20 protein-coding genes and 1 tRNA gene are annotated in these 18,655 nt (G+C 63.2%); 18 read left to right on the top strand and 3 right to left on the bottom strand.

The genetic code is table 11. The features are described 5' to 3' along the window. Positions 1-3 precede the first annotated feature (3 nt). The 15 genes from OES25_07555 (at position 4) to OES25_07485 (ending at position 10,963) form a co-directional block, all read left to right on the top strand. The gene (locus OES25_07555; GenBank protein ID MDH3627498.1) at positions 4-588 is read left to right on the top strand and encodes a hypothetical protein; all 585 of its coding nucleotides are present in this window, start codon (positions 4-6) and stop codon (positions 586-588) included. Further along, entirely contained in the window at positions 585-1,511 is a 927-nt protein-coding gene (locus OES25_07550) for a 4-(cytidine 5'-diphospho)-2-C-methyl-D-erythritol kinase (GenBank protein ID MDH3627497.1), read from the top strand. Before OES25_07555 ends, OES25_07550 begins: the two co-directional genes overlap by 4 nt. A 101-nt stretch (positions 1,512-1,612) precedes the next feature. After that, positions 1,613-1,687, top strand: a tRNA-Gln gene (locus OES25_07545). 48 nt (positions 1,688-1,735) lie between these two features. Beyond that, on the top strand, positions 1,736-2,677 hold the full coding sequence (locus OES25_07540; GenBank protein MDH3627496.1) for a ribose-phosphate pyrophosphokinase: 942 nt from the start codon (positions 1,736-1,738) through the stop codon (positions 2,675-2,677). A 101-nt stretch (positions 2,678-2,778) separates the two neighbouring features. After that, entirely contained in the window at positions 2,779-3,483 is a 705-nt protein-coding gene (locus tag OES25_07535; GenBank protein MDH3627495.1) for a 50S ribosomal protein L25, read from the top strand. Between the two features lie 15 nt (positions 3,484-3,498). Then, positions 3,499-4,110: an aminoacyl-tRNA hydrolase gene (gene pth, locus OES25_07530; protein ID MDH3627494.1), complete on the top strand. Its 612-nt coding sequence runs from the start codon at positions 3,499-3,501 to the stop codon at positions 4,108-4,110. Between the two features lie 55 nt (positions 4,111-4,165). Continuing rightward, the gene (locus tag OES25_07525) at positions 4,166-6,205 is read left to right on the top strand and encodes a sodium-translocating pyrophosphatase (GenBank protein ID MDH3627493.1); all 2,040 of its coding nucleotides are present in this window, start codon (positions 4,166-4,168) and stop codon (positions 6,203-6,205) included. Positions 6,206-6,389: 184 nt separating this feature from the next. Next, positions 6,390-6,965 (top strand): 30S ribosomal protein S6, encoded by a 576-nt coding sequence (gene rpsF / locus OES25_07520; GenBank protein ID MDH3627492.1) that lies wholly within the window; start codon positions 6,390-6,392, stop codon positions 6,963-6,965. Then, positions 6,962-7,246, top strand: coding sequence for a 30S ribosomal protein S18 (gene rpsR, locus OES25_07515; GenBank protein MDH3627491.1), 285 nt, complete (start codon positions 6,962-6,964; stop codon positions 7,244-7,246). Before rpsF ends, rpsR begins: the two co-directional genes overlap by 4 nt. Positions 7,247-7,269: 23 nt before the next feature. Further along, positions 7,270-7,845: a 50S ribosomal protein L9 gene (rplI, locus tag OES25_07510; protein MDH3627490.1), complete on the top strand. Its 576-nt coding sequence runs from the start codon at positions 7,270-7,272 to the stop codon at positions 7,843-7,845. Then, a complete protein-coding gene (locus OES25_07505) occupies positions 7,845-8,339 on the top strand; it encodes a hypothetical protein (protein ID MDH3627489.1) in 495 nt (164 codons plus the stop codon). The genes rplI and OES25_07505 overlap by 1 nt, the downstream gene beginning before the upstream one ends. Beyond that, positions 8,339-8,512 carry a hypothetical protein gene (locus OES25_07500; GenBank protein ID MDH3627488.1) on the top strand — a complete coding sequence of 58 codons (174 nt, stop codon included), beginning with the start codon at positions 8,339-8,341 and terminating at the stop codon, positions 8,510-8,512. The genes OES25_07505 and OES25_07500 overlap by 1 nt, the downstream gene beginning before the upstream one ends. Continuing rightward, positions 8,509-8,895, top strand: coding sequence for a VanZ family protein (locus OES25_07495; protein MDH3627487.1), 387 nt, complete (start codon positions 8,509-8,511; stop codon positions 8,893-8,895). Before OES25_07500 ends, OES25_07495 begins: the two co-directional genes overlap by 4 nt. Before the next feature lie 67 nt (positions 8,896-8,962). Further along, on the top strand, positions 8,963-9,880 hold the full coding sequence (locus OES25_07490; GenBank protein MDH3627486.1) for a hypothetical protein: 918 nt from the start codon (positions 8,963-8,965) through the stop codon (positions 9,878-9,880). Next, positions 9,881-10,963 carry a glycosyltransferase family 9 protein gene (locus OES25_07485; GenBank protein MDH3627485.1) on the top strand — a complete coding sequence of 361 codons (1,083 nt, stop codon included), beginning with the start codon at positions 9,881-9,883 and terminating at the stop codon, positions 10,961-10,963. It begins immediately after the preceding gene. Here the strand turns inward: OES25_07485 and OES25_07480 are convergent. Then, positions 10,901-12,097: a pyridoxal phosphate-dependent aminotransferase gene (locus tag OES25_07480; protein ID MDH3627484.1), complete on the bottom strand. Its 1,197-nt coding sequence runs from the start codon at positions 12,095-12,097 to the stop codon at positions 10,901-10,903. The two genes, OES25_07485 and OES25_07480, sit on opposite strands and share 63 nt — an antisense overlap. An 80-nt stretch (positions 12,098-12,177) precedes the next feature. On the opposite strand from OES25_07480, the gene OES25_07475 reads away from it, so the two are divergent. The 3 genes from OES25_07475 to OES25_07465 are packed head-to-tail and all read left to right on the top strand — an operon-like array spanning position 12,178 to position 15,900. After that, positions 12,178-13,581 carry an acetyl-CoA carboxylase biotin carboxylase subunit gene (locus tag OES25_07475; GenBank protein ID MDH3627483.1) on the top strand — a complete coding sequence of 468 codons (1,404 nt, stop codon included), beginning with the start codon at positions 12,178-12,180 and terminating at the stop codon, positions 13,579-13,581. A gap of 28 nt (positions 13,582-13,609) precedes the next feature. Then, entirely contained in the window at positions 13,610-15,298 is a 1,689-nt protein-coding gene (locus tag OES25_07470) for a propionyl-CoA carboxylase (protein MDH3627482.1), read from the top strand. Then, the gene (locus tag OES25_07465) at positions 15,295-15,900 is read left to right on the top strand and encodes a biotin/lipoyl-binding protein (GenBank protein MDH3627481.1); all 606 of its coding nucleotides are present in this window, start codon (positions 15,295-15,297) and stop codon (positions 15,898-15,900) included. Before OES25_07470 ends, OES25_07465 begins: the two co-directional genes overlap by 4 nt. Positions 15,901-15,902: 2 nt before the next feature. On the opposite strand, the gene OES25_07460 is transcribed toward OES25_07465, so the two are convergent. Next, on the bottom strand, positions 15,903-18,008 hold the full coding sequence (locus tag OES25_07460; protein ID MDH3627480.1) for a dehydrogenase E1 component subunit alpha/beta: 2,106 nt from the start codon (positions 18,006-18,008) through the stop codon (positions 15,903-15,905). A gap of 69 nt (positions 18,009-18,077) precedes the next feature. Next, the coding region (locus tag OES25_07455) for a PQQ-binding-like beta-propeller repeat protein (GenBank protein ID MDH3627479.1) at positions 18,078-18,655 on the bottom strand (578 nt) is incomplete at its 5' end.

Below are 18,655 nucleotides of genomic sequence, written 5' to 3'. Positions count from 1 at the left end.
GCGTTGCTCGGTCTGTGGGTTGTGGGCTGCCATCGCGGGCCGGACCTGCAGCCGAGATCCACGGACGACCCGGGGTTCGGCTATTACAGGGTCGCGGTGCAGGATGACGAGGGACATCGTCGTCGCTTCCGCATGCTGCTTCACGTCGCGACACCCGATCGAATCCACGCAGAGATCCTGACCCCCGTCGGGACCACCGTCTGGATCCTCGACGCCGGCAACGGACGGTTGTCGATGACCGATGTTCGTCACGGCGAAGCCTGGGTAGGGGACGACGACGGAACGATGCTGGGGGACTGGATCGGCGTGCGTCTCACCGCGCAGAGCCTCGTCGGCGCGATTCTCGAGGGTGTTGCCCCCAACGGTTGGCGGGTCGAGCGCCAGGCTTCGCCGACGTCGATCCTCCCGGAGTCGCTCGAGGTCGAGGACGCCCACGTGCGATTGACCTTCGACCTGCGTCGCATCCGACCGTTGGGTGGAGACGCCGCGAGCCTGGGCACGGGCCGGCCGCCGCCGGGCGTCCAGATCCACGAGCTCGACCGGTTCCCCACCGAACGCATCGTTGACGTCGATGGAGAGGCCCCATGAGCGGCTCTCTCGTCGTCCGCTGTCCGGCCAAGGTCAATCTCTGGCTGCGGGTTCTGGATCGACGTGCCGACGGCTACCACACCCTCGATACGCTGTTTCAGGCGATCGAGCTCTGGGACCGGATCGAGGCCGAGACGGCGGACAATGACGCGCCGCCGTTGACGTTGACGACGGACCATCCGGAGCTTCCGGTCGACGGCTCCAACCTGGTCGCCCGTGCGGTCGAGGCGCTCCGCCGGCGTTTCCCCGACGCCGCCCGTCCGGTTCGCATGAGGCTCTTGAAGCGGATCCCCCTGCAGGGAGGCCTGGGTGGGGGGAGTTCCAACGCCGCCGGAGCTCTCCGGCTCCTCACCCGTCTCTGGAATCTGTCGGTCGAGGAGCCGGTCCTCCACGAGGTCGCCCGGGAATTGGGGGCCGATGTGCCGTTTTTCCTCGTCGGTGGAGCCGCGCGCGGGCGCGGGCGCGGGGATCGAATCGAGGCCGTCGCAGCGGCTCCCAGACGCTGGCTGGTCCTCGGCTTACCCCCCTTCGGAGTCCCCACCGCGGAGGCGTTCGACGCCCTCTCCGGTTTGTTGACACTCCCTGAGATCGGTGATAGTTTTCCCGACCTCAGAGGCGGTAAGTGGCCGTTAGTAAAAGACTTGAGTGCTCTTGTGAACGATCTTGAGCAGCCGGTCTTCAGCCGCTGGCCGGACCTCGGAGTGTTTTGTGACGAGTTGCGAAGACACGGCGCGCAACACGCGATGCTGAGTGGTAGTGGCTCGACTGTTTTTGGACTCTTCGATGAGGGTCCTGCGGCGAAACGGGCGGCCGACGCGCTCCGTGAATGGGGAGCGAAGGATGAGCGGTTTCGAGGGTGGTCGGTGGTACCGACGACGACTACCTCGCAGGGTGTCGTCTTCGAGTCCGGGGGGCGGGTTTGAATTGCCGACGCGACGCCTGGAGCGCGGGGCCATCAACCCAGAGTACGGAGGAGCATCCGTTCGAGGCGTTCGTTTCGTGCGCTTCCAACCGTCATGACGGATGGGGCGTCGCCAAGCGGTAAGGCACCGGCTTTTGGCGCCGGCATTCGTAGGTTCGAATCCTACCGCCCCAGCCAATTCCGTTCGATCCCGTCAAAGACGTTCTCGTCCCGCGTTAAATACCCATGAAGAGTGAACTCAAGGTCTTTTCCGGAAACGGAAACCCGCGTCTTTCCAGGGCGATCTGCGATTACCTCCATTTGCCGTTGGGCGAATGGAACGTCTCGCGTTTCAAGGACGGCGAGGTCTACACACAGATTCTCGAGAATGTGCGCGGGACCGACGTCTTCGTGATTCAGCCGACGGCTCCGCCGGTAAACGAGAACCTGATGGAATTGCTGGTGGCGGTCGATGCCATCAAGCGTGCCTCGGCTCATCGAATCACGGCGGTCCTGCCGTACTACGGCTACGCGCGCCAGGATCGGAAAGACAAACCTCGGGTACCGATTACGGCACGACTCGTGGCGGATCTCCTGGAGGCCGCCGGTGTCGATCGCATCCTGACGATGGATCTTCACGCGCCCGCCATTCAGGGGTTCTTTGACAAGCCCGTCGATCATCTCCACGCGGCACCGGTCCTTCTCGATTGGATCGAGGCGCAGTCCTACGAGAATCTGACGATCGTGTCGCCGGATGCCGGCGGTGTGGAGCGTGCGCGCTTTTACGCCAAGAGGCTTGGCGCCGATCTGGCGATCATCGACAAGCGTCGTATCGAGGCCAACGTCGCCGTGACGATGAACGTCATCGGTGATGTCAGCGATCGGACCTGTGTGATCGTCGACGATCTGGTGGACACGGCAGGGACCCTCGTAGGGTCGGTCCGTGCGCTCAAGGAAGAAGGCGCCAAGTCCATCGTGGGCTGCTTTACTCACGCCGTTCTCAGTGACCCGGCGATGGAGCGGTTGGCCAGTGCCGACATCGAGCGAGTCGTTGTCACCGATACGATCCCGCTGCCGGAGTCGAAGACGCAGGAGCCCAAGCTTCTGGTCCTGTCGGTCGCGGATCTCCTGGGCGAGGCGATCGCGCGAATCCACAGTAGCTCGTCCGTCAGTTCATTGTTTGTCTAGAGAGTTTTGTTCAGGGTCTGAGTTTTAGCGTTTACCCCAAACTATCGAGCCTGTCCGTCCCCGAGTATCGCGGACGGAGCCGGACGAAGGAAGCGATTGTCATGGTACAGAAAAGCAAGCGACTGAAGATGCCCGTCACGAGCCGCGAATCGTTCGGAACCAACGCCAGTCGGCGGATGCGAGCCGCTGGGCGTGTTCCCGGAAACGTCTACGGGATGAACATGGGCTCCTTCGCGGTGAGTGTCGATCCCCGCGAGGTCGAGAACGTCGTTTACAGCGACTCGGGACGCAATACGATTTTTACACTAGCGATGGAAGGCAGCGACCAGAGTCGCGATGTGATGCTTCGTGAGTTGCAGCGGCATCCCGTCACGGACCAACTGATCCATGTTGACTTCCTGCGGGTCGACCCGAAACAAGAGCTGCACGTTTCCGTTCCAGTCGAGCTCGTTGGCACGCCCGAAGGCGTCAAGAACGATGGCGGCATTCTGGACTTCGTTCATCGTTCGGTCGAGGTCAGTTGTCTACCGGATTCGATTCCGGAGCACTTCAACGTTGACGTCTCCGCGCTCGAGATCGGCCATCACATCTCCGTGAAGGATCTCACCGCTCCGGAGGGTGTACAGATCCTGGACGACGAAGAATCGATCCTCGCCGTCGTCGCCGCACCGCGCGCCGAGGAAGAGGTCGAGGTCGTCGACGAGGACGCTGCCGAATTGGCCGAGGGCGCCGAGGGTGCCGAGGGTGCCGAAGCGGCCGAGGGTGGGGACAAGCCCGCCGAGAAATCCGAGGGTGGCGACAGTTGATCCGGCGGTATTCAGGTGACCGATTTGCATGCGATCTTCGGCCTCGGCAATCCGGGGCGGGCCTACGCTGGGACGCGACACAACATCGGCTTCGAGGTTCTGGATCTCCTGGCTCGCCGTCGTGGAATGCGGTTTCGTCCGATGGGCGAGTCGGTGGACGGTTACGACCTTTGCGAGTGGGAGCGGGGCGACCGGTCCGTGATTCTTGCGAAGCCACGTACCTACATGAACCATTCGGGTCTGGCGGTCCGGCGGGTCTGCGAACACTTCGGGATCGCCGCCGCGTCCTGCGCTGCCGTGTACGACGATGCGGACCTGGAGGTCGGCAGACTACGACTACGAACTGACGGTGGACATGGGGGACATAACGGCGTTCGATCGATGATCGAGGCGCTGGATCGAACGGACTTCGGGCGGATTCGTCTCGGAGTTCGCGGCGCGGGTCGCGATGACGTGGAACTGGCCGACTATGTCCTGCAGCGGTTTGAGAGTGCGGAACAGGACCGGGTAACGAGACTCATCGTGGCAGCGGCCGATGCAATCGAGGTTGCGGTCGATGAGGGGCTTGAAATAGCGATGAACCGCTTTAACGGCTTTCGCGCCGATGCGGCGGCTACGGATAACTAATACAGACATGACCGTTGCGGTCGTGGTTTCGATGGAATAAGGAGTGTTCTAGGCGATGGATAACATAGTCTCCCTCCTGCCCATACTGGGCGGGGTCGGGCTAATCTTCGCGATCGTCCTCTACTTCAGCATGCGCAGCGCGCCCGCCGGTGACAAGCGCATGCAAGAAATCGCCGATTCGATCCACGACGGCGCGATGGCCTTTCTGCGCCGCGAGTACTCGATCCTTGCCGGGTTCGTGGTGGTCGTGGCAGGCCTGCTGTTCTGGCAGCTGGGCGGCCAAACGGCGACGGCATTCATTGCCGGTGCCGTCTGTTCGGTCTTGGCCGGATTCTTCGGCATGAAGTCGGCGACCCGTGCGAATGTTCGCACGACGCAGGCGGCCAAGGCCGAAGGACAGGGGCGTGCGCTGTTGCTGGCGTTCAACGGCGGCGCCGTGATGGGCGTTTCCGTCGCATCCCTCGGTCTGGTGGGTGTCGGCATCCTTTTCATCAGATTCGGCGACGTCGCGTCGGCGCAGTACATCAATGGCTTCGCCATGGGTGCATCCTCGATCGCGTTGTTCGCGCGTGTCGGTGGGGGCATCTACACCAAGGCCGCCGATGTGGGTGCCGACCTGGTCGGTAAGGTCGAGGCGGGGATTCCCGAGGACGATCCGCGAAACCCGGGCGTCATCGCCGACAACGTGGGTGACAACGTCGGCGACGTGGCGGGCATGGGTGCGGACATCTTCGAGTCGTACGTCGGTTCGATTATCGCCTCGATTGCACTGGCCGCCACCGCTGCCGGTGAGGGGCTCCGCGTCATCGTCGCCGATGGTGCCGACCTCGAAGGAACGAGAGCCGCGTTGATGGCGTTGCCTCTGATCCTGGCCGGTATCGGCCTGGTGGCCTCGCTTCTAGGCATCCTCTCGATGCGAATCCTGAAGTCTTTCAGCCCGGCTGCCGCGCTGCGAAACTCGACCTTCATCTCCGCCGCGCTGTTCCTTGGCGGTGGTTACGCCTGGATCGCCGGGCAGGACATCGCCAATGGCGTGTTTATTGCCGTACTGACCGGTACGTTCGTCGGGATCGCCATCGGCCTCGTCACCGAGTACTACACGTCTGCCGGTCCGGTCATGCGGATCGCGGATGCCAGTAAGACCGGTCCCGCGACCAACATCATCGCCGGCCTTGCGGTCGGTCTGGAATCCACGGCGATTCCGGTACTGTTGATCTGTGGCGGCATCTACCTTGCCAACATGTATGCCGGACTGTTCGGCATCGGCGTGGCGGCGGTAGGGATGTTGGCCACCGTCGGGATCACGATGTCGGTTGACGCTTACGGGCCGATCGCCGACAACGCCGGCGGTATCTCGGAGATGGCAGGCCTTGGACCGGAAGTTCGGAAGATCACGGACGGTCTCGACTCGCTGGGGAACACCACGGCCGCCATCGGTAAGGGGTTTGCCATCGGATCGGCCGCGCTGACGGCTCTGGCGATGTTCTCCGCCTACACGCAGGCGGCCGGCGGGCCGGACGGCACGCTCCAGATCCTGATTACCAAGCCGACGGTCGTCATCGGGCTCCTGATCGGTGGCGCGCTGCCGTTCTTCATCGGTGCCCTGACGATGACCTCGGTGGGTCGAGCGGCGGCCCAGATGGTCGAGGAGATCCGTCGTCAGTTCAGAGAGATCCCCGGCCTTCTCGAGGGTGACCCCAATGCGAAGCCGGATGCCGCTCGCTGCGTGGATATCTCGACCCGTGCGGCGTTGAAGGAGATGGTTCTTCCCGGCCTGACCGCGGTGATCGCACCGGTTCTTGTCGGCTTCGTTCTCGGAGCGGAGGCTCTGGGCGGCATGCTCGCCGGGGCCACGGTGGCCGGCGTGCTGCTGGCATTGATGATGTCCAACGCCGGTGGTGCGTGGGACAACGCGAAGAAGGACATTGAGCAGGGCAAGGTACCCGGCGAGTCCAAGGGTGGTGACGCCCATAAAGCAGCTGTCGTCGGAGATACGGTCGGAGATCCGTTCAAGGATACGTCCGGTCCCTCGATGAACATCCTGATCAAACTGATGTCGGTCGTCAGCCTGGTGATCGCCCCGTTGCTTATCTGATCTGGCCGGAGGGAGGGTCTCGGACCCTCCCTCCGGACCCCTCGCTGGCAGCGGTCCGCGCTGGGTGTTAAGGTCATTCGGTCTGTTTGGACGGTTTTGAAAAACGTGGATCCGGGACTCGTTCCCGGGCACCCCTCGCTCGCGGCAGGGTCCGTGGGCGGCTTTACTCCATGAGGAGGTGCTGATGGCTCTGTACGAAACTCTCTTTATCACCCCGCCCACCCTGTCAGAGGAAGACGAGAAGGCGACCGTTGACGCGTTGCTCGATGTCGTCAACAGCGGCGGTGGTGACCTTGTCACCTGTGATCGCATGGGTCGACGCCGACTCGGATTCCCCATCCGCAAGCATGAGGACGGTGTCTATATCCGTTTCCTCTACGATGCCGACTCCGAGGTTCCCAAGGAACTCGAACGTCGCATCCGGCTCTCGGATCAGGTGCTTCGATCGTTGACCGTCCTCCTCGAGCGCGAATGGGCGGCCGATGCTCGCAAACGCGCGGCCGAGGAGATCATTCGCCGCGAAGAGGCGAAGGTCGAAGAGGCTCGGCGCGCCGCAGAGGCTGAAGCCGAGGCCAAGGCCAAGGCAGAAGCCGGCGAAGATGCCGAAGCGTCCGCTGAGGCAACGGAGTCGACCGACACGGTCAAGACTCCCGAGAGCCCCGAAGTGTCCGAGCCCGCAACCGCTGAAGTCAGCGAGGCCTTTGAGACGTCGGACACGGCCAGTGCCGAGGCCGTCGCAAAACCCAAGGAAGGTGAATGATGGCGATGCGTGGTGGACCCCGCGGACGGGGTGCTGGCGGAAAAGGTGGCTATGGACGGCGGCGGTTTCTCTTTCGTCGTCGGAAGTACTGCAAGTTCTGCGAAGCGAAGACACAATGGATCGACCACAAGGACCTCAAGACGCTGCAGAACTACACACCTGAGCGTTCGAAGATCTTGCCTCGGCGGATCTCTGGGACCTGTGCCAAACACCAACGGCAATTGATGCAGGCGATCAAGCGGGCTCGCATGATCGCGCTCTTGCCCTTCTCCAGCGACTAGCGGCGAGCGGAGGTACGACGACGATGAAAGTGATTCTTCGAGAGCACGTCGACAATCTGGGCGTACGAGGCGAGGTCGTCTCGGTTGCGCGTGGATACGCTCGAAACTATCTCATTCCAAAGCAGATGGCCTGGGAGGCGACTCCCGGCAACATGAAACAGGTTCAGCATCAACGGAAGCAGTGGGCGGCGGTGGAGGTCCGGGAGATCGAGGTCGCCCAGGCGATGGTCGACCGGCTTTCCGCGCTGAAACTGACAACGACCCGTAAGGCCGGCGAGAGCGGTACGCTCTACGGCTCCGTGACCAACGGCGACATCGCCGAACTTCTCGCAGCCGAGGGTGTCACCGTGGGTCGTCGCAAGCTGATCATCAGCAGCCCGATCAAGATGCTGGGTACGTTCGAGATCGGGGTTCGACTGCATCCGAAACTGAACGGCGCGGTGAAACTGATCGTCGATGCCGAGGGCGGTAGAGTCGCCGATACGGGGACCACCATCGATGAACCGAAGGAAGTCGATCCCGAGGATGACGACCGATCCGACGACGCCAAGACCGAAAGCGCGGATAGCTCGAGCGACACCGAGGTAGCGGAGGCGTGATGGCGGAGGACGGCGGCACGATCGAACTGAAGCAGCCGCCGATAGCTCCCGGTCCTCACGCACCACGCACCTGGTTGGCGATCTTGGCCGCATGGGTCTTCCCGGGTCTCGGTCACTTCCTGCTCGGTCGTAAGCATCAGGGGTTGTTGTTCGGCCTCATCGTCTGGAGTTGTTTCGGCCTGGGACTGGCTCACGATGGGCGTCTGGCCCTTCGAGACAGCCGGCAACCCCTCCTGACCACGATGCAGGTCGTTGCCAATCTCGGAATCGGGCCTGCGGATCCCATCGCCCGAACCGTCGTCTATGGGTCTCCGGTCTATCGGATGACGGGGGTCACTCGCGCGCCCGATCCGCCGACGGCCGGAACGGTGTTCCGCGAACGCGCCCGCTCCAGACACGCGCAGTACGGAACGGCCTACCTCTGGACCGCCGGTCTCATGAACCTCCTGCTCCTGTTCCACGTCTGGGACATTGCACGTGGGAAAGTGCCCTGATGGGAAGCCACTTCCTTCACATGCTGCTTTTCTCGACGCTGGTTTCCGCGTTCTTCGGCAGCCTGTTGCGTCACGATCGCCAGTCCCAGCTGCGGCTCGGTCTCAAGCTCTGGATGGTGATGGTCGGCGGGGCTCTCCTGATGGCCTACGCGATGTACTTCTTTCAGAGGTGAGCATCCTCCAACGGCTCTGGCTCTGGGCGCCGGTGGTGTTGTTCATGGCCTACGTCCTCTCGCTCCAGGGCGACGAAGATCTGCCGTTCGTCGATTCGCTCTGGGATAAGGGCGTTCATTTTGGCGCATTCTGTCTGTTCGGGTTTCTGTGTCTGCGGGCGACTCACGGTGGCCTGCGCCGATTGCCTGCGGCTCGGCCGACATGGATCGCGGCCGCTATCGCGATCTCGTTCGGGGTGATCGATGAATGGCGGCAGGTCTATCTGCCGGGGCGCTACGCGAGTGTGTACGATAGCGTGGCCGATGCTCTAGGGGTACTCCTGTCCGTCGTTCTGTGGCTGAGAGTTCTACCGATCAGAGTCAACCGGGGTAGGAAGAGATGAAGCAAGAACTGGACGAGGCGGATCCGACTTACAGTATTACTTCTGCCTGCAAGCGAACGAGTAGCGAGTGAGTCAACGACGATCCATCCGTGGTCGCGATCATCGAGTCGGACGCGATCTGTTCGGTCGCACGGTCGACCCCGCCGGTAGCGTGGGGGACTTCCTCGATGGCCTCGGCGACCTACTTGCGGTACGGCAACTCAGAGGACTCGCGAAGGCGATCGTCCAGGCCCGCGCAAACGACGCACCGGTCTTGTGGGCGCTGGGTGGACACGTCATCAAGGTCGGCCTGGCACCGATCCTCGGGCAGTTGATTCACTCCGGCCACGTCCAGGGGCTTGCCCTCAACGGTGCCGCCGCGATCCACGACTGGGAAATCGCCGCCATCGGCCAGACTTCGGAAAATGTACAGGACGGCCTGGGGGACGGCTCGTTCGGGCGAGTTGAAGAGACCGGTGCCGCCTTCGCCGCGGCGTGCGCCGATGCTCACGCGTCGGGACGGGGTCTCGGTGAGGTACTGGGATCGCAGATGATCGACGGGCAGCTTCCCCATTTGAAGGACAGCGTGCTGGGCATGGCGGCGGAGGCGGGCGTTCCGGTGACCATCCATGTCGCCATCGGTTGCGACACGATCCATATGCATCCGGCGGTGGACGGCGCGGCTCTCGGCGCTGCAACGTTCAACGACTTTCGGCGACTCGCAACAACCCTCGAGGGAATGAGCGGCGGCGTCTGGTTGAACTGCGGTTCCGCAGTCCAGCTACCGGAGGTGTTCCTGAAGGCGTTGGCCGAGGCGCGGGCGCGTGGTGGAGCGCGACCGCCGATCAGCACCGCAAACCTCGATATGCAGCGCCAGTATCGCACGGAGCAGAACGTCCTCCGTCGACCGACCGCGGCCGGGGGAGACGGCTATCAACTGATCGGCCATCACGAGTTGAACATCCCGCTCCTGGCGGCCGCCATCGAGCACACGGCGGGCTCCTAGGTGCGTGTTCTACTGGTCCACACGGGTTTCCTCGGTGATCTCCTGTTGCTGCATCCGCTTATTCGCAAGCTGGCGGCTGCCGACGCGGTCTCGACCCTCGGGTTCCTGACGACGGCGGTCGGCGACGAGTTGTATCGAGACCTGGTGGGTGTGGATCGTATTCACCGCTTCGAAAAGCGTAAGCGTCGCGCCCACGTGGTGGATCTTGTGCGGCTCATTCGCACGATCCGAGGGGAGTACGACGTCGTGCTCGTGGCCCACCGATCGCATCGGAGCGGCCTGATCGCTCGGTTGTCCGGAGCTCCGCAACGCATCGGATTCGGGCGGGCCGCCGGGCGTTGGGCCTACACCCGTACCGTTCCGTGGGATGGATCGATCCATGTGGCGCGTCGCTACGGCAAACTGGCCCGGCCGATTCTCGGCGACGGGACCGTACAACGGGGACTGCAGCTGCCGATTGACGAAGCGTCGTTGAGCGACGTCCGTTCGATGCTTGGCGACACCGGAGTGGGTCGGGGGCGCCGGCTGGCCGTGGTGGCCCCGGGGGCCACCTGGGCGACAAAACGTTGGACGGAAGCGGGCTTCGTCGAGCTGGGGCAGCGCCTCGTTTCGAAAGGGTTTGACGTCGTGGTGAGCGGGTCGGCGGGCGAGTCGTCGCTCTGCCGTCGGATCGCTTCCCTATGCGAGGGCTCCATTAGCCTTGCGGGGCGCACCGGGCTTCGTCACTCGTTGGCTCTCTTCGCCCTGGCCGATGTGGCGGTCTGCAATGACAGCGGCTCGGGACATCTGGCCGGTGCCGCCGGCTGCCCGGTGGTCAGCATCTTCGGGCCGACCGTCCCCGAAATGGGTTACACGGTGTTCAGCGAAACCGTAGAGACGGTCCAACGCGAGGGTCTTGATTGCCGTCCTTGCCATCGGCACGGTCCCGCGCGTTGCCCGTTACGCCATCACGACTGCGTCAAGACGGTCGAAAGTGGGGCGGTCTGGGCCGCGGTAGAGCGGGTCCGTCGATCCCTGGACTTAGCCCACGCGCCCGGGATACGCCGACAGCGCCTCGCCAACAATGCGCATCGATCGAGTTAGCGACTCGCGGTTGAGTACGTATGCGATCCGGATCTCGTCCTGACCACGTCCCTCGGTGGCGTAGAAGCCATCTCCGGGCGCCACCATGACAGTCTCGTTCTCGAGGTGAAAGTCCTGCAGAAGGAACTCGGCAAACTTCTGGGCGTTATCGACGGGGAGTCCGACGCAGAGGTAGAAGGCACCTTCCGGCTTCTGGACGCGTACGCCATCGATGGCTGCGAGCCCGTCGAGAACGGTGTTACGTCGACTCTCGTACTCGCGGATCACGCCGTCCATGTAGTCCGGTGAGATGTCCATGAACGCCGCACCGATCCATTGCCCAAGGGTCGGGGGGCAGAGACGCGCCTGACCGAACTTCAACGCGGCGTCCAGCACACCGCGATGGTGGGTCGCGATCCATCCGACCCTGGCACCACAGAGAGAGACACGCTTCGATAGGCTGTCCGTGAGGATGACGCGATCCTCGATGCCCGCCAGCGTTGCGGCGCTCCGATGTCGGAGACCGTCGTAGGTAAACTCTCGATAGACCTCGTCGGAGATCAGGAACAGATCGTGACGTCGGCACAGTGCGCCGATGCGCTCCATCTCTTCGTCGCTGTACACGGTCCCAGTGGGGTTGTTGGGCGAACAGAGCACGATGGCCTTGGTCCGCGGGCCGATCTTGCTCTCGATCGTCTCCGCCGACGGAAGATGGTAGCCGTCGGAACCGTGAGTCGTGATCGGCACCGTCCGGACGCCGATCAGTTCCGCGAATCCCGTGTAGTTCGTATAGAACGGTTCGAAGACCAGAACCTCGTCACCCGGGTCGGCGATCGCGGCAAAAACGAACAGTAGGGCTTCGCTGCCGCCGGTGGTCACGAAGATCTCATCATGGGCGTAACCCAGTTCCCAGCGATCGTAGTAACGCTTGATCGCGTCGATGAATTCCGGTAATCCCTGCGAAGGCCCGTAGGCCACATTCGTTTGATCGAAGTTGCGTAGCCGCTCAAGGATCTCCGGAGGTGTAGCGATATCCGGTTGGCCGATATTGAGGCCATAGACCGTCCTGCCACGCTCTCGGGCCTCCACGGCAAACGGCGCAAGCCGGCGAATGGGTGACGCGGGCATGTTCAGGGCGCGATGAGAGATCTTCACGGTCGACAACCTCCTGTGGCTAAAGTCTAGCAGGCACCGATGAAGCTGGTAAGATTCCACTTCCAATTGGGAAGACGACTTTGTTTCGACGAATCCTGATCGCCAATCGCGGCGAAATCGCTCAGCGCATCATCCGCGCGTGTCGCGCCCTCGACGTGGAGAGCGTGGTCGTCTTTTCGGAGGCCGACCGCGACGCTCCCTGGGTCGCGTCGGCGGATCTCGCGATCTGCATCGGGCCCGCGCGGAGCGCCGCTTCCTATCTGGATGGCGCGTCTATTCTGATCGCTGCCGAGCAGTCCGACTGTCAGGCGATCCACCCGGGGTACGGTTTCCTGTCGGAGAATGCGCGTTTTGCCGCCCAGTGCCGGCAGATGGGGATCGCGTTCATCGGTCCGCCGCCGGCGGCGATCCGGAAGATGGGGGACAAGGCGATCGCTCGACAGACCATGCAGGCTCTGGGAGTGCCGACGTTGGTCGGCTCGTCGGGAGTCCTGTCGGGGCTGGATGAGGCGCGTGAGGTGGCCACCCGCGTGGGGTTTCCCGTTCTGCTGAAGGCCGTCTCCGGTGGAGGGGGCAAGGGGATGCGTCGTTGCGCGGACGCAGACGAACTGGAGCGCGGTTTTGCGGAGGCCACCCTCGAGGCAGGTACGGCGTTCGGCGATTCGAGCCTGTACCTCGAGAAGTTCTTGACCTCTGCACGACACGTCGAGTTTCAGATCGTTGTGGATGCACGCGGGCGGGCTATTCACCTCGGCGAGCGAGACTGCTCGATCCAGAGAAAGCATCAGAAACTTGTCGAAGAGTCCCCGTCGCCCGTGGTGAGTGACGACGTTCGTCGGAAGCTCGGTAAACGGGTCGCCGACGCCTGCGCCGCGTTGGGCTATCGCGGCGCGGGAACGGTCGAGTTCCTTCGGGACTCCGACGATCGTTACTACTTCATGGAGATGAACGCCCGATTGCAGGTCGAGCATCCGGTCACCGAGATGGTTTACGGGGTCGATCTGGTTGTGGCTCAGTTCCGGATCGCCAGTGGGCAGGCCCTCGATCCGGCGATGGTCGCCGCCGGCAATGAGACGCGACCGCAACGGCATGCGATGGAATTCAGGATCAACGCCGAAGACCCGGTTCGGGAGTTCGCGCCCGATCCCGGTGTCATCGAGGGTCTGAGGTTACCGCCGAAGCAGATCGACGGAGCCGAGGTTCGCTGGGACTCGGCCGTTGTCGAGGGCTACCGCATCCCACCGCACTACGATTCGATGATCGGAAAACTTATTGTCTCCGGGAAGGATCGCGAGGCGACTCTGGCCGCTTCGCGCAAGGCGCTGGACGCGATGCGCATCACCGGGGTTCACACGACGATTCCATTCCATCGTAGGCTGTTGGAAGACGGTGCATTCTGCCGTGGGGAGTTCGACATCGAGTTTCTCCAGCGTGGCGATCTACTGAAGTCGCTCGCGATCGATCCTGCGACGAAGAAGGAGTAGTAACTTGGCCCGGGTCATTCTAGAACCGATGGGACGTGAACGGCAGCAGTGGCTGCCGGATGACGAGTTCGAGTCACGTCGTGAAGCGATGGAGACTCGAATCCGGGAGCTGACGACGTTGCGTGACGACGTTCAGGCCGGATGGGGCGAGAAGTACCACGCACGGGTCAGAGAGAAGGGCAAGCTGACCACCTGGGATCGGATCGAGGCTCTGCGGGATCCCGACTCGGAAGTGTTTCCGGTAGGCTCGCTCGTGAACCACGGCGAGGAGTTCGGCGGACGCACCTCACCCGGGGCCGGCGTCGTCACCGCGTTCGTCCAGATCGAGGGGCGATTCTGCGTCGTCATCGCCAACGACAACACGGTGGCATCGGGCTCCTGGTGGCCACAGACGCCGGAGAAGACACAGCGCGCCCAGGAAATGGCCCTGCGACTCCGTCTCCCTGTTGTCTATCTCGTCGACTGCTCGGGGTTGTTCTTGCCCGAACAGGCGCGGACGTTTCCCGGTCAATACGGTGCCGGGGGCATCTTCCGTATGAACTCCCTGCTGTCCGACGCCGGGGTGCCACAGATCGCCGGTGTTCATGGGGATTGTATCGCCGGTGGCGGATATATGCCGATCATCAGCGACATCGTCTACATGACGGAGCAGGCGTACATGGTGATCGCGGGCGCCGCGCTGATCAAGGGTGCCAAGTCGAAAGAGATCACCTCCCTCGATATCGGGGGCGCGGATGTTCATGTGCATCTGTCTCGTTGTGCCGATCATCGGGTCCCTGATGACGAGACGCTGTTGTTGAGAATCCGTGAGGAGGTTCGTCGCCTCCCAGGCACCGCCGCCGACTACTACCGCTACGGGGAAGATCCGGCAGAACCGCACTGGGCCCCGCAGGATCTCGACGGGCTGTTTCCGGAAGATCATCGGATGGTCTACGACGTGCGAGAGGTGTTGGCGCGACTCGTGGACAACTCGTTGTTCTGGGAGATGTTTCCCGATGTGGGCAAAGAGATGGTCTGCGGGGTGGGCCGGGTCGGCGGCCTGTACGCCGGCTTCATCGCAAACAATCCCGAGCTGACTTCCGATCCCGATGACCCTTCCGTGCCACGTCCCGGGGGCATCCTTTATCGCGACGGCATCGCGAAGATCTCGCAGTTCTCTCGTTGTTGCAACGACGACGGGATCCCGATCATCTGGCTTCAGGACGTCTCGGGATTCGATATCGGCGTCGAGGCCGAACGTCAGGGACTGCTGGGCTACGGATCGAGTCTGATCTACACCAACTCGACCAACACCGTTCCGATGTTCACGGTTCTCCTACGGAAGGCGTCGGGGGCGGGGTATTACGCGATGGCCGGATTGCCGTATCAGCCGGTGGTGCAGTTGGCGACACCGATGACTCGACTGGCGGTCATGGAAGGGCGAACGTTGGCGATCGCCGCCTACCGCACCAAGCTGGACGAGCAGTTCAAGGTGCTGGAGGGTGACGACGCGGAGAGCACGCGGGAGGGAATGGCCCGTACCGAAGCTCGAATTCAAGAGGACATGAATCCGGTGGCGGCGGCCGCGCGACGGGATGTGGATGAGATCATCACGCCCGGCGAGATACGCCCGTGGTTGGAGGCCCTCGTCAGGATGGCCTACCAGTCGACCGGCTATCGACGAGTGAAGAATCCTCGCATCTGGTCCCTCCACGATCAGGCGAGGTTGCAATCGTGAGTTCGTCGCCCGACCTGGTGTACGCCGAGCTGGAGTGCGTCGTCGAAGAGACCGAGCAGGGACTTCAGGTAATTGCCCCGGCGATCGGCTGGTGGGTCGGGCCACCAGCGGTCGGAACACGAGTCACGTCCGACGACGCAGTGGGTATCCTGGAGCGGCTTCATCGACGATTCCGACTCGTGTTACCACGCCACGTCGGAGGGCGGGTCGTTGACGGGGTGGCGGGTAAGCGAACGCGTGTCGCGATCGCCTACGGCGAGAGACTACTGACCCTCGACAGGAGCGCGGCGCTCGTCACCGACGACAACGACGCCGCGATCAACACCGCTTCGTCGGGTAGAACGATCCAGATCCTCGCACCCACCGCCGGTGTGTTTTACTGTCGTTCCGGTCCCGACCGTCCGCCCTTCGTCACCGTAGGCGATGCCGTGGTGGTGGGGCAACCCGTCGGTCTCCTCGAGGTGATGAAGACCTTCAGCCAGATCGTCTTCTCCGAGGAAGACGGCTGCCGCGAAGCCCGCGTCAGCGAGATCCTGGTGACGGACGGCCAGGAGGTGCGAGCCGGTCAACACCTTCTCACGCTCGAACCTGGCGAGGCGTAACGCTACCAGTTGACGAGATCGCGAACGGCATCCTGAATGTCGGCGACCTGCGGCAGGATGAAATCTTCCAGCTCCGGCGCGTAGCCGACGAACGTATCGGTGGCGGCCAGCCGACGCACGGGTCCGTCGAGCTCCGTGTACATCTCCTCCGATAGACGCGCAGCGATCTCCGCTCCATAGCCCCATGACTTCGCATCCTCGTAGAGGACGAGACACTTGCTGGTCTTTCGTACGGAGTCCCGGATGGAGTCCCAGTCGACAGGCGATAGCGTCCTGAGATCGAGGATGTCGGCAGTGATGCCCTCGTCCCGCAGCCCACGGAGTGCCTGCACCGACCGATGGACCGTCGCGCCGTAGGTCACGATGGTGATGTCGTCGCCTTCCTGGACACGGTGGGCCTTCCCGAACGGGATCATGTAGTCGGGTCCCGGATAGACACCCTTGTTGTAGGTCTGGCGATACAGGTGCTTGTGCTCGAGGAACAGGACGGGATCGTCCGCCCGGATGGCGGTGCGCAGGAGTCCGTTGGCGTCGAGCGCGTTTGACGGACAGACAACCCGTAGGCCGGGGTTGTGGGTCAGAAGCGAGGCGCCGGATTGACTGTGATAAATGGCCCCGCCGCGAATGTAGCCGCCATACGGCACGCGGATCACGACCGGGCAACTGAACGCATCGGCGGATCGCCAGCGCATCGTCGCCAGCTCGTTGCGGATCTGATGGTAGGCGGGCCAGATGTAGTCAAAGAACTGGATCTCGACCACCGGACGCAGACCTCGAAGGGCCTGACCGATGGCGCGGCCGACGATGTTTGCCTCGGCGAGAGGGGAGTTGAAGACGCGGGTCGCACCAAACTCGCGCTGCAGGCCCCATGTCACCTTGAACACACCGCCCTTGCCCTTCACCTCGTCCAACGCTTCCGGTCGAGCGTCCGCGACGTCCTCGCCGAACAAGAGGATTCTGGGGTCGCGACGCATCTCGTCCCGCATGCAGCTGTTGATCAGATCGACCATCGTCGTCGGTTGTCCATCGGTGGCCGGTTGGCTTTCGAACAACGAGGAGGTCGGGTCGACATCCTCGGAGTAGACCCAGCGAAGCGCCGACTCGGGCTCGGGACGCGACGCCTCGAACGCACGGTCAGCCGCCTGTTGGATCTCTTCATCGAGTTGTTGGTCCAGCGCGGTCAACACCTCTTCGTCGACGATGCCCTTCTCGACGAGAAGGCGGGGGAAGGTCACCAGGGGGTCGCGGGCGGCCTCCTTCTCGCGCTCCGCCGCGGTCTTGTAGTGGCTCTCGTCGTCGGATAGCGAATGGCTATAGGGACGGATCACACTGGCGTGGATCAACGCCGGCCCCTTGCCCTGGCGACAATGTTTGTGTGCCCGTTCGAGGGCCTTCACGCTGGCGACGACGTCGCAGCCGTCGACGTCTTCGATGTGGAAATTCGGATAGGCGGCGACCAGCTTGCTGATGCTGCCGCCCGGGGTCTGGTCGGCAACCGGGACGGAGATCGCGAACCCGTTGTCCTCGACCAGGTAGACCACCGGCAGCTTCATGTTGGATGCGGTGTTAAGCGATTCCCAGAACTCGCCCTGGGACGTCGTCCCATCGCCGGTGGTCACGAGAACGACTTCGTCGTCGGCTCGGTCGACGTCGGTTCCCTCGATGTTGCCGCCATAGCGACCGGCCTCTGCGGCACCGACGGCTTGCAGGAACTGGGTGCCTGTCGGAGAGGACGTATTGGCGATGTTGAGCGGTCGAGAAGAGAAATGGGCCGGCATCTGGCGACCGCCACTCTGGGCGTCCTCGGGGGTTCCGGCGGCCTGCAGGAACATCTCGTAGGCGGACAGGCCAAGGCCTGCGGAGGCGGCTCGATCACGGTAGTAAAAGAAGAACCAGTCCTTCCCCGGCTTGAACACGTGGCCGACGGCCGCGCCGATCGCCTCGTGGCCGACACCGTTGATCTGGAAGAAGATCTTGTTCTGTCGCTTGAGCTGGATCTCCTTGTCGTCGACCTTTCGCGAGATCAACATGGTCCGGTAGAGATCGAGAAGTTGCCGTCGGTCCAACCCATCAAGCTTCTTTTTTGGAGTCTCAGTCTTCGGCGCCACGCTTGCTCCTAGATTCGGGCCCTCAAGGTCGAGGGGGTTTCGGTCGGCGCGTCGAAGCCCGTCGGATCCTCAGGGGGTCTCGGGTGACGCGGCCGCTCGGTCAGATCCGTCATTATAGCCATTTTCTTCCCCTACGTCGTCGCCATCCTCCCGATCGGGCGGGACGAGCGAGAGCACGACCACCGAGGCGGAACGGGGGTCGTAGCCCTGTCGGGCGACGAGAATCAGCCCATTCGGGGTGACGACGGGGGAACCGACCAGGCGATCGTCGGGGTTGCTGAGGCTGTAAGTGGCCGCCGTGGAGCCGTTCAGGGGGTCGAGGGCCAGCATCTTGCGTCCGTCGTCGGGGATCACGAGGATGACCTTGGCCTCCGCCCCTTCGGGGTGATCGATATCCTCGATCGGTGCCGAGACGAGGGAGCGGGAGATTCGCTGTCCCAGATCGGCCACCCATAGACGATGCCCGTTTCGCCGACGGACGCCGTAGATCTGGTTGTCCAGTGAAGCGAAGACAATCCGCCGATCATCGACCAGGGGGGGCGCCGGTGTGTGTCCGGACACCCGAAGCCTCCACAGCCGTCGCCAGCCCCGACGACACGACCCGCAGCGCTTCTCGGCAACGAGCCAGCCGTCGGGATCGGTCCGAT

This window comes from Acidobacteriota bacterium, from assembly GCA_029861955.1.
Classification (GTDB): Bacteria; Acidobacteriota; Polarisedimenticolia; order Polarisedimenticolales; family Polarisedimenticolaceae; genus JAOTYK01.
This window is presented reverse-complemented; position numbering and strand designations above follow the sequence as displayed.

Bases quoted from the DNA above. Each gene is read 5' to 3' on its own strand.
- OES25_07500 (MDH3627488.1), top strand. From the start codon at position 8,339: ATGGGAAGCCACTTCCTTCACATGCTGCTTTTCTCGACGCTGGTTTCC.
- OES25_07550 (MDH3627497.1), top strand. From the start codon at position 585: ATGAGCGGCTCTCTCGTCGTCCGCTGTCCGGCCAAGGTCAATCTCTGG.
- rpsF (MDH3627492.1), top strand. From the start codon at position 6,390: ATGGCTCTGTACGAAACTCTCTTTATCACCCCGCCCACCCTGTCAGAG.
- rpsR (MDH3627491.1), top strand. From the start codon at position 6,962: ATGATGGCGATGCGTGGTGGACCCCGCGGACGGGGTGCTGGCGGAAAA.
- OES25_07540 (MDH3627496.1), top strand. From the start codon at position 1,736: ATGAAGAGTGAACTCAAGGTCTTTTCCGGAAACGGAAACCCGCGTCTT.
- OES25_07470 (MDH3627482.1), top strand. From the start codon at position 13,610: ATGGGACGTGAACGGCAGCAGTGGCTGCCGGATGACGAGTTCGAGTCA.
- OES25_07525 (MDH3627493.1), top strand. From the start codon at position 4,166: ATGGATAACATAGTCTCCCTCCTGCCCATACTGGGCGGGGTCGGGCTA.
- rplI (MDH3627490.1), top strand. From the start codon at position 7,270: ATGAAAGTGATTCTTCGAGAGCACGTCGACAATCTGGGCGTACGAGGC.
- OES25_07505 (MDH3627489.1), top strand. From the start codon at position 7,845: ATGGCGGAGGACGGCGGCACGATCGAACTGAAGCAGCCGCCGATAGCT.
- OES25_07535 (MDH3627495.1), top strand. From the start codon at position 2,779: ATGGTACAGAAAAGCAAGCGACTGAAGATGCCCGTCACGAGCCGCGAA.